General features: G+C 61.5%; 15 protein-coding genes, 1 tRNA gene and 2 pseudogenes. 15 read left to right on the plus strand and 3 right to left on the minus strand.

Annotated elements, in window-relative coordinates:
- Position 1: 1 nt before the first annotated feature.
- The 13 genes from Aeroheme_RS04755 to galE all read left to right on the plus strand — a co-directional run bounded on the left by Aeroheme_RS04755 (position 2) and on the right by galE (position 10,984).
- Entirely contained in the window at positions 2-430 is a 429-nt protein-coding gene (locus tag Aeroheme_RS04755) for a nuclear transport factor 2 family protein (protein ID WP_111909883.1), read from the plus strand.
- A complete protein-coding gene (locus Aeroheme_RS04760; protein WP_411166788.1) occupies positions 427-1,161 on the plus strand; it encodes an SDR family NAD(P)-dependent oxidoreductase in 735 nt (244 codons plus the stop codon). Before Aeroheme_RS04755 ends, Aeroheme_RS04760 begins: the two co-directional genes overlap by 4 nt.
- A complete protein-coding gene (locus Aeroheme_RS04765) occupies positions 1,158-2,417 on the plus strand; it encodes an NAD(P)/FAD-dependent oxidoreductase (RefSeq protein ID WP_411166789.1) in 1,260 nt (419 codons plus the stop codon). Before Aeroheme_RS04760 ends, Aeroheme_RS04765 begins: the two co-directional genes overlap by 4 nt.
- Positions 2,418-2,434: 17 nt before the next feature.
- Positions 2,435-3,169, plus strand: coding sequence for a DUF1365 domain-containing protein (locus tag Aeroheme_RS04770; protein ID WP_411167220.1), 735 nt, complete (start codon positions 2,435-2,437; stop codon positions 3,167-3,169).
- A complete protein-coding gene (locus tag Aeroheme_RS04775) occupies positions 3,169-4,425 on the plus strand; it encodes a class I SAM-dependent methyltransferase (RefSeq protein ID WP_411166790.1) in 1,257 nt (418 codons plus the stop codon). The genes Aeroheme_RS04770 and Aeroheme_RS04775 overlap by 1 nt, the downstream gene beginning before the upstream one ends.
- Before the next feature lie 2 nt (positions 4,426-4,427).
- Positions 4,428-4,907: a DUF2878 domain-containing protein gene (locus tag Aeroheme_RS04780; protein WP_411166791.1), complete on the plus strand. Its 480-nt coding sequence runs from the start codon at positions 4,428-4,430 to the stop codon at positions 4,905-4,907.
- The gene (locus Aeroheme_RS04785) at positions 4,904-5,122 is read left to right on the plus strand and encodes a TIGR02450 family Trp-rich protein (RefSeq protein WP_025327995.1); all 219 of its coding nucleotides are present in this window, start codon (positions 4,904-4,906) and stop codon (positions 5,120-5,122) included. Before Aeroheme_RS04780 ends, Aeroheme_RS04785 begins: the two co-directional genes overlap by 4 nt.
- Entirely contained in the window at positions 5,079-5,621 is a 543-nt protein-coding gene (locus tag Aeroheme_RS04790) for a chalcone isomerase family protein (RefSeq protein ID WP_368169519.1), read from the plus strand. The genes Aeroheme_RS04785 and Aeroheme_RS04790 overlap by 44 nt, the downstream gene beginning before the upstream one ends.
- 14 nt (positions 5,622-5,635) lie before the next feature.
- Complete coding sequence (locus Aeroheme_RS04795) at positions 5,636-6,178, plus strand: DUF3833 domain-containing protein (protein ID WP_368169520.1); 543 nt, start codon at positions 5,636-5,638, stop codon at positions 6,176-6,178.
- Positions 6,179-6,308: 130 nt separating this feature from the next.
- A complete protein-coding gene (locus Aeroheme_RS04800; RefSeq protein WP_106886029.1) occupies positions 6,309-6,776 on the plus strand; it encodes a Dps family protein in 468 nt (155 codons plus the stop codon).
- Positions 6,777-7,020: 244 nt separating this feature from the next.
- On the plus strand, positions 7,021-8,670 hold the full coding sequence (hcp, locus tag Aeroheme_RS04805) for a hydroxylamine reductase (protein WP_411166792.1): 1,650 nt from the start codon (positions 7,021-7,023) through the stop codon (positions 8,668-8,670).
- A 172-nt stretch (positions 8,671-8,842) separates the two neighbouring features.
- Complete coding sequence (locus Aeroheme_RS04810) at positions 8,843-9,874, plus strand: FAD-binding oxidoreductase (protein WP_411166793.1); 1,032 nt, start codon at positions 8,843-8,845, stop codon at positions 9,872-9,874.
- Between the two features lie 84 nt (positions 9,875-9,958).
- Positions 9,959-10,984, plus strand: a complete 1,026-nt coding sequence (gene galE / locus Aeroheme_RS04815) for a UDP-glucose 4-epimerase GalE (RefSeq protein ID WP_411166794.1) — start codon at positions 9,959-9,961, stop codon at positions 10,982-10,984.
- Between the two features lie 180 nt (positions 10,985-11,164).
- Here the strand turns inward: galE and Aeroheme_RS04820 are convergent, their stop codons facing one another.
- Positions 11,165-11,914 (minus strand): DsbA family protein, encoded by a 750-nt coding sequence (locus Aeroheme_RS04820; protein ID WP_106886032.1) that lies wholly within the window; start codon positions 11,912-11,914, stop codon positions 11,165-11,167.
- A 198-nt stretch (positions 11,915-12,112) separates the two neighbouring features.
- On the opposite strand from Aeroheme_RS04820, the gene Aeroheme_RS04825 reads away from it, so the two are divergent.
- Positions 12,113-12,200, plus strand: a tRNA-Ser gene (locus Aeroheme_RS04825).
- 220 nt (positions 12,201-12,420) lie between these two features.
- Here the strand turns inward: Aeroheme_RS04825 and Aeroheme_RS04830 are convergent.
- Together Aeroheme_RS04830 and Aeroheme_RS04835 are read right to left on the minus strand one after the other, a co-directional pair.
- A pseudogene (locus Aeroheme_RS04830) lies at positions 12,421-12,737 on the minus strand (transposase); the annotation flags it as partial.
- Positions 12,738-12,795: 58 nt separating this feature from the next.
- Positions 12,796-13,004, minus strand: a pseudogene (locus Aeroheme_RS04835) (transposase); the annotation flags it as partial.
- A gap of 327 nt (positions 13,005-13,331) precedes the next feature.
- Here Aeroheme_RS04835 and nosR point away from each other — a divergent pair.
- Complete coding sequence (gene nosR, locus Aeroheme_RS04840; protein ID WP_234925161.1) at positions 13,332-15,443, plus strand: transcriptional regulator NosR; 2,112 nt, start codon at positions 13,332-13,334, stop codon at positions 15,441-15,443.
- Positions 15,444-15,503 lie beyond the last annotated feature (60 nt).

Raw genomic sequence — 15,503 nt, forward strand, 5'->3', positions numbered from 1 at the left:
CATGAACGACGCGCTGGCCCATTTCATCGTCCTCTATCTGCAACTGGACAAGCATCAGTTGCACCGCCTGCCGGAGATCTATGCCGATCAGGTGGTGTTCATCGATCCGGCCCACCGCATCGAGGGGCTGGCCGCGCTCACCCGCTATTTCTCCTCCCTCTACGGGCGCCTCAAGGAGTGCCGTTTCGAGATCACCAGCCGGCAGCAGCAGGGCAATGAGGCCTGGCTCAGCTGGGTCATGATCTTCGCCCATCCCAGGATCGCCGGCGGGCGACCCGTGCGGGTGGAGGGGGCTACCCGGCTGCAGTTCGATGCCTGGGGCAAAGTCTGCCTGCATCGGGACTATTTCGATCTCGGCGCCATGCTCTACGAGCAGTTGCCGCTGCTCGGGCCAGTGGTGCGTGCCATCAAGGGGAGGCTGGGGACATGAGCGGACGTGTGCTGATCACCGGCGCCACCTCCGGCATAGGTCGCCAGCTGGCGCTTGACTACCGACGCGCTGGCTGGCAGGTGTGGGGCTGTGGCCGCGACGGCGAGCGGCTGCAGGCATTGGCTCATGAGGGGATCACCCCCCTGCAGTTCGATGCACGGGACAGCGCCGCCATGGCAGAGGTTGCCGCCGGCCTGCCCACGCTGGATCTGCTGATCCTCAACGCCGGCAACTGCGAGTACATGGATGTAGCGGAGGGATTTGATAGCGCGCTGTTTGCCCGGGTGATAGAGACCAACCTCGTCGCCACCGGTCACACCCTGGCCGCCTTCCTGCCGCGGTTGGCGTCCGGGTCACGGCTCGCCATCGTCAGTTCCTCTGTCAGCTGGCTACCCCTGCCAAGGGCCGAGGCCTATGGCGCCTCCAAGGCCGCCCTCGACTATCTGGCCGCCACCCTGCGTCTGGATCTCGCGGCTCTGGGCATAGGGGTGACCCTGATCCGCCCGGGCTTCGTGCAAACGCCACTCACCGCGAAGAATGATTTTCCCATGCCCTGTCTGGTGACGGTGGAGGAGGCTTCCCGCGCCATCATGGGCGGGCTGGCTGCCGGTCGCCACCAGATCCACTTTCCCCGTCGCTTCATCTGGCTGCTGCGCCTGCTGGGTGCACTGCCGACCGGGCTCTGGCTGCGGCTGGGGCGCACTCTCATCTCGAAAGGATCCCCTTCATGAAGAAAAAGATCGCCATCATAGGTTCCGGGATCTCGGGTCTCAGCGCCGGTTTTCTGCTCCACAAGCTGCACGACATCACCCTGTTCGAGGCGGCCCCCCTGCTCGGCGGCCATACCGCCACAGTGGATATCAGCCTGGCCGGTCGCAGCTATGCCATCGACACCGGCTTTATCGTCTTCAACGATCGCACCTACCCGAATTTCCTGAAACTGCTGGAGCGGATCGGGGTGGCGCGCCAGCCCACCGAAATGAGCTTCTCGGTCAAGAGCCCCCAGGGGCTGGAGTACAACGGCCACAACCTGGATACCCTCTTTGCCCAGCGCAGCAACCTGCTGAGCCCGCGCTTCTACCGCTTCGTCGCGGAGATACTGCGCTTCAACCGGGAGGCCCGCGCCTGGCTGGCGGAGCTTGGGCGCCACGGCGGTGGCAGCGAACCTACCCTGGGGGATTTCCTGCAACTGGGGGAGTTCAGCGACTACTTCGCCCGTCACTACATACTGCCCATGGGGGCGGCCATCTGGTCCTCCACCCTGGCGGACATGCGCGCCTTTCCGCTGGGCTTCTTCCTGCGTTTCTTTGCCAACCACGGCCTGCTCGATGTGGCCAACCGCCCCCAGTGGTACGTCATTCCGGGCGGCTCGCGGGAATACATAGGCCCGCTCACCGCAGGCTGGCTGCCGCGGATCCGGCTGGCCTGCCCGGTGCAGGGGATAAGGCGCACGGCCGAGGGAGTGTTGGTCCTAAGCGGCTACGGGGAGGAGCAGTTTGACGAGGTGATCCTCGCCTGTCACAGCGATCAGGCGCTGGCCCTGCTGACGGATGCGAGCGAAGGGGAGCAGGCCATTCTCGGGGACATGGCCTATCAGGCCAACGACGTCTGGCTTCACACCGATGTGAGCTGCCTGCCTGCGCGGCAAAAGGCCTGGGCCAGCTGGAACTATCAGCTTGGGGATGACGACGAGGCGCGCCCCCTGGTGAGCTACAACATGAACATCTTGCAGGGGATAAGCTCGCCGCAACCCTTCTGCGTCAGCCTCAACCCCCAGGGCCGGGTGGACGAGAGCAAGGTGCTGCGCCGCTTCGTCTATCACCATCCGGTGTTCAATCAGGCTTCCATCGCCGCCCAGCAGCGGCGGGCCGAGATCTGCGGCCGGCAGCACACCCATTTCTGCGGCGCCTACTGGTACAACGGCTTCCACGAGGACGGGGTGCGCAGCGCCCTGGACGTGGCCAGTCGCTTCGGAGCCAACCTGTGAAGGCCGCCGGCGACACCATGGACACCATCAGCGCCATCTGGCAGGGCTCGGTGCGCCACCGTCGCTTCGCGCCGCGCAGCCACGCCTTCTCTTACGGCCTCTTCATGCTGGGGCTGGATCTGGACGAACTGCCGGGGCTCAGCCAGGGGCGCTGGTTTGGCGTGGAGCGGGCGGGGCTGCTCTCCTTTCGCCGAAGCGACTATCTGAGTGGCAGCGAAGGGCCCCTCAAGCAGGCGGTGTGGGACAAGGTGACCGCCCTTGGCGGCAGTGCCGAGCCGGACGGTCGGGTGCTGCTGCTTGGCAACGTGCGATGCCTGGGCTTCTACTTCAGCCCGGTCAACTTCTACTTCTGCTACCGGGAGGGGGAGGCGCGCTATCTGCTGGCGGAAGTGTCGAACACCCCCTGGAACGAGCGCCACTACTATCTGCTGGATCTGGCGGCCCTGGCGCCCCATGACAAGGATTTTCACGTCTCCCCCTTCATGGGGCTGGCCATGCGCTACCACTGGCGCATCCGGGCGCCGGCGCAGGAGACGCTGATCCATATCGAGAGCCATCCGACGTCCGGCGAGGCCAAGCTGTTCGACGCCACCTTGGCGCTGCGCCGCGAGCCGCTGTCGCGCAAGGGGCTGGTGGCCCTGCTCGCCCGCTGGCCCTGGATGACCCTCAAGGTGCTGCTCGGTATCTACTGGCAGGCCCTGCGTCTTTTTATCAAACGAACACCTATCTTCAGCCATCCGGAGACTCGCTAATGGAACTGGTGCAATCAACAAGTTCAGCCTCTTTCATCGACAAGGGGGCAAGGCAACTGCTGCTCACTCTGCTGGGACGCCTCGAACAGGGGCAACTGATGCTGCGGGACGGCAGCGAGCGCCACAGCTTCGGGGTGGCGGGCACAGATCTCCATGCCGAGGTGATAGTGCAGGATCCTGCCTTCTATCGCCGCCTGCTGCTGGGGGGCAGCATAGCCGCCGGTGAGACCTGGGTGGAGGGACTCTGGACCAGCCCGGATCCTGTGGCTCTGGTGCGGCTGCTGGCCCGCAACCTGACGCTGCTCGACACCCTGGAGCGGCGCCTCGGCTGGCTCAGCTTCCCCTTCAACAAGGTGCGCCACTGGCTCAATCGCAATACCCTGACCGGGTCGCGATCCAACATCGCCGCTCACTATGATCTCGGCAATACCCTCTATCAGGGTTTCCTCGACAGCCACATGCAGTATTCGAGCGCCATCTACCCGAGCGCCGAGGCCAGCCTGGAGCAGGGGCAGCAGGCCAAGCTGCGCACCATCTGCGAGCGGCTCGAGCTGGGGCCGGAGGATCACCTGCTGGAGATAGGCACCGGCTGGGGCGGCCTGGCTGTCTATGCCGCCCGCCATTACGGCTGCCGCGTGACCACCACCACCATCTCCCAGGCCCAGCATGATTACGCAAAAGAGTGGATTGCCCGTGAGGGGCTGGGGGATCGCATCACCCTGCTGCTGGAGGATTACCGCAAGCTGGAGGGGAGCTTCGACAAGCTGGTCTCCATCGAGATGATAGAGGCGGTGGGGCACGCCTTCCTGCCGGACTACTTCCGCCAGCTGTCGCGCCTGCTCAGACCCGGCGGCCGCCTGCTCATTCAGGCCATCACCATAGCCGATCAGCGCCACGCCCAGTATCTGCGCGGTGTCGACTTCATCCAGCGCTACATCTTCCCCGGCGGCTGTCTGCCGAGCGTCTCCCAGATGGCGGGGCTGCTCGCCCGGGAGACCGACATGCAGTTGGTGCGGCTGCACGATCACGGCCACCACTATGCCCGCACCCTGGCCCACTGGTGTGAACGCTTCCTGGCGCTGGCCCCGGAGTTGCCAAGGCTCGGCTACAGCCAGGACTTCATCCGGTTGTGGCACTTCTATTTCGCCTACTGCGAGGGGGGCTTCTGGGAGCGGGCCATCAGCCTGGTGCAGCTGGAGGCGGCCAAGCCGGGCCCGCTCGGCTGGTCCGGCGATCTGCCAGTGAGCAGTCACTGACCATGCGGCAGTGGGCCCATCTGCTGGGATTCAACCTCTACTGGTTGCTGGCGGTGAAATGGCAGCAACCAGGCCCGCTGCTGCTGATGCTGTTGCTTCATTTCCTCTTCTCTCCTCGTCGCCGGCAAGACTGGCGGCTCATTCCCGTTGCACTGGCAGGTTGTCTGCTCGACATCCTGCTCTGGCTGCTCGGTCTGTTCCAGTTTCCGTCCGGCTTCCCCCTCTGGCTGTTGCTGCTCTGGTGCGGTTTTGCCCTGACCCTCTCCCACGGTCTGCGCTGGCTTCGGCCCTTGCCCCGCTGGCAGCAGGCGCTCTTTGGCATGGTGGGGGGCGCGAGCTCCTATGTGGCGGGGGCTGCCATGGGGGCCGTACACTTACCCTGGGGCATCTGGATCAGCACGGCGCTGCTGGCGGTGATCTGGATGTGGTGGTTACCCGTACTGCTGTGGGTAACGGTGACGCTGGAGGGTGAGCCGAGATGAACACCTTTTCGACCGACGCCTTGTTGTTTTCCAAATGGACCAAGGAGAGCCAGTACGAGCTGGCCGACCGCTTCTACCTGGTGGTGGCGTGCCAGCGGGATGCGCGAGGTCAACTGGCGAGCGTGGTGATGCAGGATATCAATACCCTGCAGGAACAGGAGATGGACTGGCATGAACTGGAAGATCCCGCCCATTGGCACATGGGGTGGAATTAGCACCTTGCTGGCGGCGCTGACGCTGCTTGTGGCCACTGCCGTGCAGGCCTCTGCCGCTCCCTGGCAACAGCTGCGCCCGGTCGGGCAGGGGGAGATGAGCTGGCTCTGGTTCAAGCTCTATGACGCCACCCTCTACAGCGAGAGCGGCCGCTACGAGCCCGGTCGCTATCCGCAGGCGCTCACCCTGACCTATGCCAGGGCCATAGAACGGGAAGATCTGCTGAGCGCCACCGCCGCCGAATGGCAGCGGCTCGGGCTCGGCAGCGAGACGGATCGCCAGCGCTGGCTCGGCCGGCTCGCCGCCCTCTGGCCCGACGTCGGGGCGGGGGACAGACTCACCTTCTATGTGGACAGCGCGGGAGCAGGTCACTTCTGGTGGCAGGACAAGCCCCTGGGTTCCCTCGCCGATCCGCAGTTTTCTGCCGCCTTTCTGGCCATCTGGCTCGCCGACAACAGTCGCGATCCCGCCCTTACCCGCCGCCTGCGCGGCCAACCCTGACACTGGAGTCCCTCATGCCTCTCTACCGCACATGGCGCATGTTGCTGCTGTGGCCACTGCTGCTGCTGGCTGGTTGTGGCACCAGCCTAGATGACTACAGAGGGCAGGGCCCGAACTGGGATCTCGCCCGTTTCTTCAATGGCAAGCTGGTGGCCCATGGCCTGGTGACGGACCGTAGCGGCGAAGTGACCAGTCGCTTTCGGGTCGAGATGCAGGGGCGCTGGCGAGAGGGCAAAGGGGAGCTGTTCGAGCAGTTCTATTTCGATGATGGTCGAAAGCAGACACGCACCTGGTTTCTGAGCAAGGGGGTTGATGGCCACTGGCGCGGCACAGCCTCGGACGTGGTGGGGGAAGCGGTGGGCAAGACGGCAGGCTTTGCCCTGAACTGGCGCTATCAACTCGATCTGGCCCTGCCGGACGGAGAGGTGGTGCGGGTGAGCTTCGATGACTGGATGTATCTGCTGGATCAAGATCGCCTGATCAATCGCGCCGAGATCAGCAAGTTCGGCATTCATCTGGGGGAGGTGATCCTCTATATCGAGCGGCTTGAGCGATAAAAGCTGGTATTTTCCCCGCTGACGATAGCCAGTCGCTATCAATGGGCAAGGTATAAGCAATTGTCCTTTGAGTCTGTGCGGGGATATGCTGACTCAGTTCCCAATAATGTTTACCACCTGGAGGTGAATGATGAAGAGCCCCATTGGTCTTGATACCGTTCAATCACAAGCCCTGGCCGCCGAGCTGAACAACTTGCTGGCCAGCTACCAGATCCTCTACATGAACGTCCGTGGTTTCCACTGGAACATCCGCGGCAACCAGTTCTTCGAGCTGCACCTGAAATTCGAAGAGATCTACAACGATCTGCTGCTGAAAGTCGATGCCCTGGCCGAGCGCATCCTCACCCTGGATGGGGTACCCCTGCACAGCTTCAGCGACTACATCAAGGTCTCCGCCATCCCCGAGCAGAAGGGGTTGCACGACGGCCGCGCCTGTGTCGAATCCTTGCTTGAGAGCTTCCGCGAATTGCTGGTAGCCCAGCGCCGCATCCTGGCGCAGGCTGCCGAAGCCGGTGACGAGGGCACCGCCTCCATCCTTTCCGACTATGTGCAGCAGCAGGAAAAGCTGGTCTGGATGCTGCGGGCCTATCTGGACTGATGACATGCAGGGCCGGATGCCACGAGTGGCGCCGGCCCGACCGCTCCCTTATCCCTTGTTGCTGCAATCCTGAATTGTCTTTGATGTTATCCACCCGCTTGCCGCCCTGTCTGGGCGGCTTTTTTGTTTTTGATCTGCATCAATGAAAACTTAATTGGTAAATTGAATGCCTATTAAGTTTTTCGCGAGGGGCATAGAATCGCCACAAAACAAACAACTGAAATGTCCAATTAGGAGAGGCATGATGTTTTGTGTGCAATGTGAACAGACAATTCGTACCCCCGCAGGCAACGGCTGCGCTTATGCACAGGGCATGTGCGGCAAGACGGCCGAAACCTCGGATCTGCAGGATGTGCTGATCTATGCCCTGCAGGGCCTCAGCGCCTGGGCGCTGGCCGCTCGCGAGCACGGCGTCATCGACAACGAGATCGATGCCTTCGTGCCCAAGGCCTTCTTCGCCACCCTCACCAACGTCAACTTCGACTCCGCCCGCATCGTTGGCTATGTGAACCAGGCGCTGGCTCATCGTCAGCAGCTGGCCGACCGTCTGACCGCCCTGGCGGTGCAGGTCAGCGAGGTGCCCGCCGCCGCCCGCTTCGAGCCGGGTGCCGAACTGCTGGAACAGCTGGCCCATGCGCCCCAGACCGCGGTCAATCGCGGCAAGAGCGAGGTCAATGAAGACATCATGGGGCTGCGTCTGCTCTGCCTCTACGGCCTCAAAGGCGCCGCTGCCTACATGGAGCACGCCCGGGTGCTGGGTCAGCAAGACAGCGCCGTGGCGGCCGAATTCCACCGCATCATGAGCTGGCTCAGCACGGATCCGAGCGATCTGGATCCCCTGTTCAAGTGCGCCATGGAGATAGGCCTGCTCAACTTCCGCATCATGGAGATGCTGGATCTCGGCGAAACCACGGCGTTTGGCCACCCGGAACCGACTCAAGCAAGGGTCACTCCGGTACCGGGCAAGTGCATCCTGGTCTCAGGCCACGACATGATGGATCTCAAGCTCATCCTGGAGCAGACCGCTGGTACCGGCATCCATGTCTACACCCACGGCGAGATGCTGCCGGCGCTGGCCTATCCCTTCTTCAAGCAGTACCCCCATCTGGTGGGCAACTACGGCTCCGCCTGGCAGAACCAGCAAAAAGAGTTTGCCAACTTCCCGGGCGCCGTGGTGATGACCTCCAACTGCATCATAGATCCCAACGTGGGCGACTATAGCGATCGCATCTTCACCCGCTCCATCGTCGGCTGGCCGGGGGTGACACACCTGGAAGGAGATGACTTCTCCGCCGTGGTGGCGAAGGCGCAGGCGCTGGAGGGCTTCAAGCACACCGAGCTCGAGCACTTCATCACCATAGGCTTTGCCCGAAACGCCTTGATGCAAGCCGCCCCTGCGGTGATCGACAAGGTCAAGGCCGGCGAGATCAGCCACTTCTTCCTGGTGGGCGGTTGTGACGGCGACAAGGCCGAGCGCGCCTACTTTACCGAGTTTGCCAAGGCCGCCCCCCAAGACAGCCTGTTGCTCACCCTGGGCTGCGGCAAGTACAAGTTCAACAAGCTCGACTTCGGCAACATTGGCGGCATTCCCCGTCTGCTGGATGTGGGCCAGTGCAACGACGCCTACTCCGCCATCCAGCTGGCACTGGCGCTTTCCGAGGCGTTCGAGTGCGGCGTCAACGATCTGCCGCTGACCCTGGTGCTCTCCTGGTTCGAGCAAAAAGCCATTGTCATTTTGCTCACCCTGCTGGCGCTCGGTGTGAAGGACATCCGCACCGGCCCGACCGCCCCGGCCTTCCTCACCCCGGCCCTGCTCAAGGTGCTGGAGGAGCAATTCGGCCTCAAGGGTACCACCACGGCCGAAGCAGATCTGGCCGAGATACTGGCTGCCTGATCAAGGTGCTGGAGACATAGTCCGGTCTCAAGGGAACCACCACGGCCGAGGCGGACTTGGCCGAGATACTGGCGGCCTGATCCGGGCGCGGCCCACCATGTTGTAAGCCTTTGGCGAGCCCCCGGCTCGCCTTTTTTCACTGAGATGTCTTTTATAAAAGAGGAGCCTTGCGATGACCTCCACCTCTCTTTCCCTGCGCTGCATTGGCCGTCGCGCCGACACCCACGACGTGACAAGCTGGCAGTTTGTCGCCGCGGAGGGCACGCTGCCCCCTGTGCTGGCTGGCCAGTGCGTGACCCTGCACACAGAGATAGACGGCCAGCCCCTGTGCCGCGCCTACACTCTCTCCTCCAGCCCGCAAGATCCTTTCTGGCAGGTCACCATCAAGGACGTGGGGCTGGTGTCCCATCATCTGCACCAGAGTCTGCAGGTGGGGGACGAGATCCGGGCCGACGGCCCCTTCGGCGACTTTAATCTGACGGCGCTGCCCTGCGAGCGGCCGCTGCTGCTGAGCGCGGGCTCCGGCATCACCCCCATGTGGGCCATGCTGCGAGACGAGCTCGCCAGACGGCCTGATGCGGATATTCGCTTCATTCACAGCGCCCGCTCCCCAGAGGATGTGATCTTCGCGGATGAATTGGCCGCGCTGGCCGAGGCTCATGCCGGGCTGCGCCATGCCCTAGTACTGGAGAGAGTGCCGGAGAGAGTGCTGGAAGAGGCCCCGGCGGCTCACCCTTGGGTGGGGCGTCTCACACCCTCCATGCTGAAGGAACTGGCGCCGGACTTGCTCGGCCGCCACGTCTACCTGTGCGGGCCCGCGCCCTATATGGCGGCGGTGAGCACCATGCTGGCAGAGCTGGGGCTGCCGGCCACTCAACTGCATCAGGAGTCCTTCGGCCTGCCTGTTGTTACATCGGACGCAGCGCCAGTTGCCGCCGGGGGTGACCATTTCTGGCTGACCCTGAAAAAGAGCGGCAAGAAGGTGAAGATACTGCCGGGCCAGACCCTGCTGGCCGCGCTCGAGGGGGCGGGGGAGACCATGGCGGCCGCCTGCCGCGCCGGGGTGTGCGGGGCCTGTCGCTGCACCACCACGGGGGAGATAGAACGCCAGAGCGTGATGACTCTCAGCCCGCAGGATCTGGAGAGCGGGGTAGCGCTCGCCTGCTCCTGCACCGCCAGGGGGGATGTCGGCCTCGACTACTGAGGGCGTCATAGGTATCCCGGGCTTTTCCCGCGCGGGCAGGGCGGGTAGACTCAGCTCCAGTTTCAGCAAAGCACGGGATAAAAAATGACAATTCTGGTCACGGGTGGTGCCGGTTATATCGGCTCCCACACCTTGGTTGAGCTGCTGGGCGCCGGCCAGCAGGTGGTGGTACTGGACAATCTCTCCAACTCCTCCCCCGAATCCCTCAAGCGGGTCGAGCGGATCACCGGCAAGGCGGTCACCTTCGTCGAGGGCGATATTCTCGACCGTGCCTGCCTGCAGCGGCTGTTCGCCGCCCACAAGATTGAGTCTGTGATCCACTTCGCCGGCCTCAAGGCGGTGGGGGAGTCCAGCCAGATCCCGCTCACCTACTACCAGAACAACGTGACCGGCACCCTGGTGCTGTGCGAAGAGATGGCCAAGGCCGGCGTGTTCCGCCTGGTGTTCAGCTCCTCGGCCACCGTCTATGGCGATCCCGCCTCTGTGCCCCTGCGGGAGGATTTCCCCACCAGCGCCACCAACCCTTACGGCCGCTCCAAGCTGATGGTGGAGGAGATACTGCGGGATCTCTCCAAATCCGATCCCCGCTGGGCCATAGTGCTGCTGCGCTACTTCAACCCGGTCGGTGCCCACGAGAGCGGCCTCATCGGCGAAGATCCCAACGGCATTCCCAACAACCTGCTGCCCTATATCAGCCAGGTCGGTGTCGGCAAGCTCAAGGAGCTGGGGGTCTTTGGCAACGACTACCCGACGCCGGACGGCACCGGGGTGCGCGACTACATCCACGTGGTGGATCTCGCCATAGGTCACCTCAAGGCGCTGGCCCGCATCGGGAGCGACACCGGGGTCTTCACCTACAACCTGGGCACAGGTCAGGGTTACTCCGTGCTGGAGATGGTCAAGGCGTTCGAAACCGCAAGTGGTCGCCCCATTCCCTACCAGATCAAGCCCCGTCGCCCCGGCGACATCGCCGAATGCTGGGCCGAGCCTACTCTGGCCCGGGACGAGCTGGGCTGGCAGGCGGAGCGCGGGCTCGAGCAGATGATGGTGGACACCTGGCGCTGGCAAAGCCAGAACCCGAACGGCTATGGTCCTGCTACGAAGCCGTGATCAAGGATCATGCGCTGCTCGGGAGCCTCATTTATTCATATAAACTCCGGTCCCTGCGCAGCTCCTCGCCTTGCGGACAGCTTCTCGCGACGGCCCATCAGTCCTGAGGGACTGTAGCCTGAATGACAAAACGCCCCGGCATCGAGATGCCGGGGCGTTTTTTTACGAGCGAAGAGCGGGTTACTGAATGCTCTTGCCGGCTCGCACGTCCTTGATGAAGCCTTTCAGGCTCGCCAGATCGCGGGGTGCGCCGCGCAGGATCTGATCGCCGATGATGAAGGCCGGGGTGCCGGAGATGCTCATGGCCTCGGCCAGGGCACGGTTGGTACCCAGGTTCTGATCTATGCTGCCGTCCTTGATCTTCGCCTCGACCTTGCTCCAGTTGACGCCAGCCGCCTCCGCAAGCTGCTTCACCTGGGCTTCGTCGGAGAGCGGGCCCTGATGGGCATAGAGCTTGTCGTGGAAGGCCTGGTACTTATCGGGCTGGCCGAGCTTCACCGCCAGCGCCGCGCGGGCGGCATAGTAGGAGGTCTCGCTCAGGATGGGGAACTGCTTGTAGATGTAGCGGATGTCCTTGTCTTCAGCGAGCAGTTGCTGGATGAGGGGGTGGGCCCGCTTGCAGTAGCCGCAGTTGTAGTCGAAGAACTCGACCACGGTCAGGCTGCCCTTGGGGTTGCCGGTCTCGGGATCCTGGTTGGCGAAGAGCTGCTTGGCATGGGCCTCGATCAGCGTCTTGTCATTCTCGGCCTGCTGGCTCTCCTGCTTGGCGCGCAGGGCATTGGACATCTCGACCAGTATTTCCGGATTCTTGACCAGATAGTCGCGCACGATCTGCTCGACATCGCTCTTGGTCAGCTCGCTCGCCTGCACCGGCGCCGCAAGCAGGGTTGCGCCGGTCAGGGCGGCGAACAGGGCATGTTTGATTCTCATATGTCCATCTTGCTGGGAATATCGTGGAGGCCACTATAGTGGGTGAGTCTGTTTTCAAGTCAAGCCATCCGGTTGAAAAAGCACGGTTTGGGGCGAGTCTGCGGGTTTTGTTGGCCATTTAGCCCAATAAATCGGCAAACGAACAGAGCGGGGATTTACAAGGGGGATCGTCATGGGTAATATGCGTCGCACTGCTGCGGAGGGGTGGCAGAGCGGCTGAATGCACCGGTCTTGAAAACCGGCGATGGGCGACCATCCGTGGGTTCAAATCCCACCTCCTCCGCCATATATATAGCCCAACTGATTGTTTCAGTTGGGTTTTTTTGTATCTGCGATTTTTGGTATGCCAGTGAGTATGCCATTCGGTGTTGGCTGCGATCCTCCTCGATAGTGCTTCTTTGGACAGGTTATCGTTATTCTCCCTTCAATTTATTCAAAGTAAGAGAGGGCCGTTGGCCCTCTCTTACTATTTGTTTTCTGGGTTTGTAACAGTCAACTAAGAGCCGCTAACAAAACAGCTCAACAAAGCGCAGGCGTAGAACGGCACAAGCTAGCGTCAACAAGGCATATGAGTATCTAGCCGTCGTTCGAAAGGAATACGTAGCTTGCCAAAGCCTGCCAGCCACCCATGAGTTCGCTCTACGACCCAGCGATGACAAACCAATCGTTCATTGCAATCGATCCCTCGCCGGGCAATGTGCACTTTGATTCCACATCGCCACAGATAATCACGGCAACGTCGAAAGTCATATCCCTTGTCTACGTGTAGCTTGTTTTGCCGGCATCGTGGCCGCTCCCTTTTGCCTTGTAACGTTGGGATTGCACCAGGCTGATGGGGCTCAATCGACGTCCAATTATGACCGTTGACAGTAGTGATCTCACTCATCGGTGACGCGGCGTAGTTCAGTGTTAAGGTGTCGGATTTCGGCTTGCTGGCTGGAGTCATGCTGTAGCGTTTGATCCAAGCGTAAATAGTGTGGCTGAAAACACCTAGCCGCTTGGCGACCTCCGTCACTGGGTAATGGCGCTCAGTCACTTGTTTGACGGCGACCAGTTTGAATTCTTCCGTGTAAGGTGGCTTCTTGCTCATAACACCTCCTGAAGAACCTCAGTTTGAAGTTCTTGGGGGGCGAGGAAAGTAGGGGCTATTCAGTTGCCGATATTGGGATGGATCAGACGTAAGTGTGATGGCCATTTAAAATGGGTAATTCATTTGACTATTTAGGTTGACCTGCACTGACCATGAGATTTAAATGGTCACCATTGGCTGTCAACCTGCACTCAGCGGAGCGATTAGGGATGCCATGCCAGGTGGTGTTCCACTCATATTATTGCGGGAAGCAGGCATATGAAGTCGATGATGCGGTCAGAACCTTATCCATTGCTCTTGTCACACCGATTCTGGGGATTGCTGTCGATGGTCTTGCTGCTGAGCTTCTTCAGCACGGGCCTGCTAGCGAAAACCTATCCCGTTGAGCAGACTCGCATCGAGCAGTTTTTTCCGGGCGTCGTTATTTCCAAGGCCACCGGTCCCTATCAGGTTCGCACCCTGAGCAAAGAGGGCAGGCCGATAGGCTATGCCTTCCAGACCATCGATGTCGTGAATATTCCCGCCTACTCGGGCAAGCCCATCAACATGCAGATATTGCTCGACCCCAAGGGGGTGATTGTCGATGCCTATGTGCTCGAGCACCATGAGCCCATCCTGCTGATTGGTATTCCGGAAGCGAAGCTGCATGGTTTTAATGCCAGATATGCAGGCGTTGGAGTGAATCAACGAGTGGTGGTCGGCCACTCTAGCGATCCGGATGCGGTCACGATTGACGCCATCACCGGGGCGACAGTCACCGCCATGGTGGTCAACGAAATCGTCATGCACGCTGCGCACAAGGTGGCGCTGTCACTGAGTCTGGTCGAAGAGAAGAGCGGTGCGAAACCCAAGCCTGCCATGGTGCGCACCGATCGTTATGAGCCCGGAAACTGGGCGACGCTCACCGGCAACGGTGCCATCCGCCGGTTGCATCTGACCCGTGGCCAGGTCGATGCGGTGTTCAAAGGGACCGAGGCGCAAGACGTCGGCACTGCCACGGCCGAACAGGTTGATGATACCTTCATCGATCTCTACGTTGCGCACCTGAATCCCCCCTCCATAGGTCGCAATCTGCTGGGGGACAAACAGTTCCAGATGCTGATGCAGACGCTCCAACCCGGCGAGCAGGCCGTCGCCGTGCTGGGCAGGGGGGAATACTCCTTCAAGGGGTCGGGTTATGTGCGTGGCGGCATCTTCGACCGGGTGCAACTGCGCCAGTTTGGCGACACCATCAGTTTCCGTGACTCGGATTTCCAGCGTCTCGACGATGTCTATGCAGAGGGAATACCTGAGTTTGACGAGATGGCGATCTTTACCATCCGTGCCCATGCGGCATTTGATCCCGGCTCGCCCTGGAGCCTGGAATTGCTGGTGCGCCGCCAGACCGGGCCGGTCAAAGGGGTCTTCAGCAGTTTTGAGCTTGCTTACCAGTTGCCCGAATCCTATCTGACACGCCCCTTGCCGAGTGCCGAGGAGCTGGCCGCGGCCGAAGAGGCTGCGCGACCGCTGTGGGTGAAGATCTGGTACCAGAAGAGCGTGCAGATCGGCATCATCGGGCTTGCGCTGCTGCTGCTCACCACCATCCTGTTCTTCCAGGACAGATTCACCCGGCGACCCCATTTTCTGCACTGGCTGCGCCGTGGATACCTGTTGTTCACCGTGACCTACATCGGCTGGTATGCGCTGGGACAGCTCTCGGTGGTCAATGTGCTGACCTTTGTCCATGCGCTGTTCCAAGATTTTCGCTGGGAGCTGTTCCTCACCGATCCCGCCCTCTTCATCCTCTGGACCTTCACCGCCGCCACCATTCTGCTCTGGGGCCGTGGCGTGTTCTGTGGCTGGCTCTGCCCGTTTGGCGCGTTGCAGGAGCTGATCAATGAGGCGGCGCGAAAACTGAAGGTCCGCCAGTTCGAGCTTCCCTTTGCGGTGCACGAACGGCTTTGGGCCATCAAGTACATCATCCTGCTGGTACTTTTCGGCATCTCGCTGGAGTCGATGCAGATGGCCGAACAGGCCGCTGAAGTGGAACCCTTCAAGACGGCCATCATCCTCGGGTTCGATCGTCAATGGTGGTTCGTGTTGTACGCCGGGCTCCTGCTGGTGATCAACCTCTTCACCCGCAAGGTCTACTGTCGTTACATCTGCCCGCTGGGGGCTGCGCTGGCGATCCCCACCAAGCTGCGCCAGTTCGACTGGCTCAAGCGGCGCAAGGAGTGCGGCAGCCCCTGCCAGCTCTGTGCCAAGGAATGCGAGATCCAGGCCATCCACCCGGATGGGCGGATCAACGCCAACGAATGCCACTATTGCCTCGATTGTCAGATGACCTATCACAATGAGCGCAAGTGCTTGCCGTTAGTGATGAAAAACAAGCAGGCCAAACGTGGCGGCCAAGGACAGGTTGGTATTGAACGGATACCTGTCACCTCAATTGAAACCTGAACAATCAATAACCCTCGTGAGGCGAGTCCGTTCGCCCCGTCAAAAACGATAAAGGAGTCG

The organism is Aeromonas sp. DSM 116730, from assembly GCF_046581335.1.
Lineage (GTDB): Bacteria > Pseudomonadota > Gammaproteobacteria > Enterobacterales > Aeromonadaceae > Aeromonas > Aeromonas rivipollensis.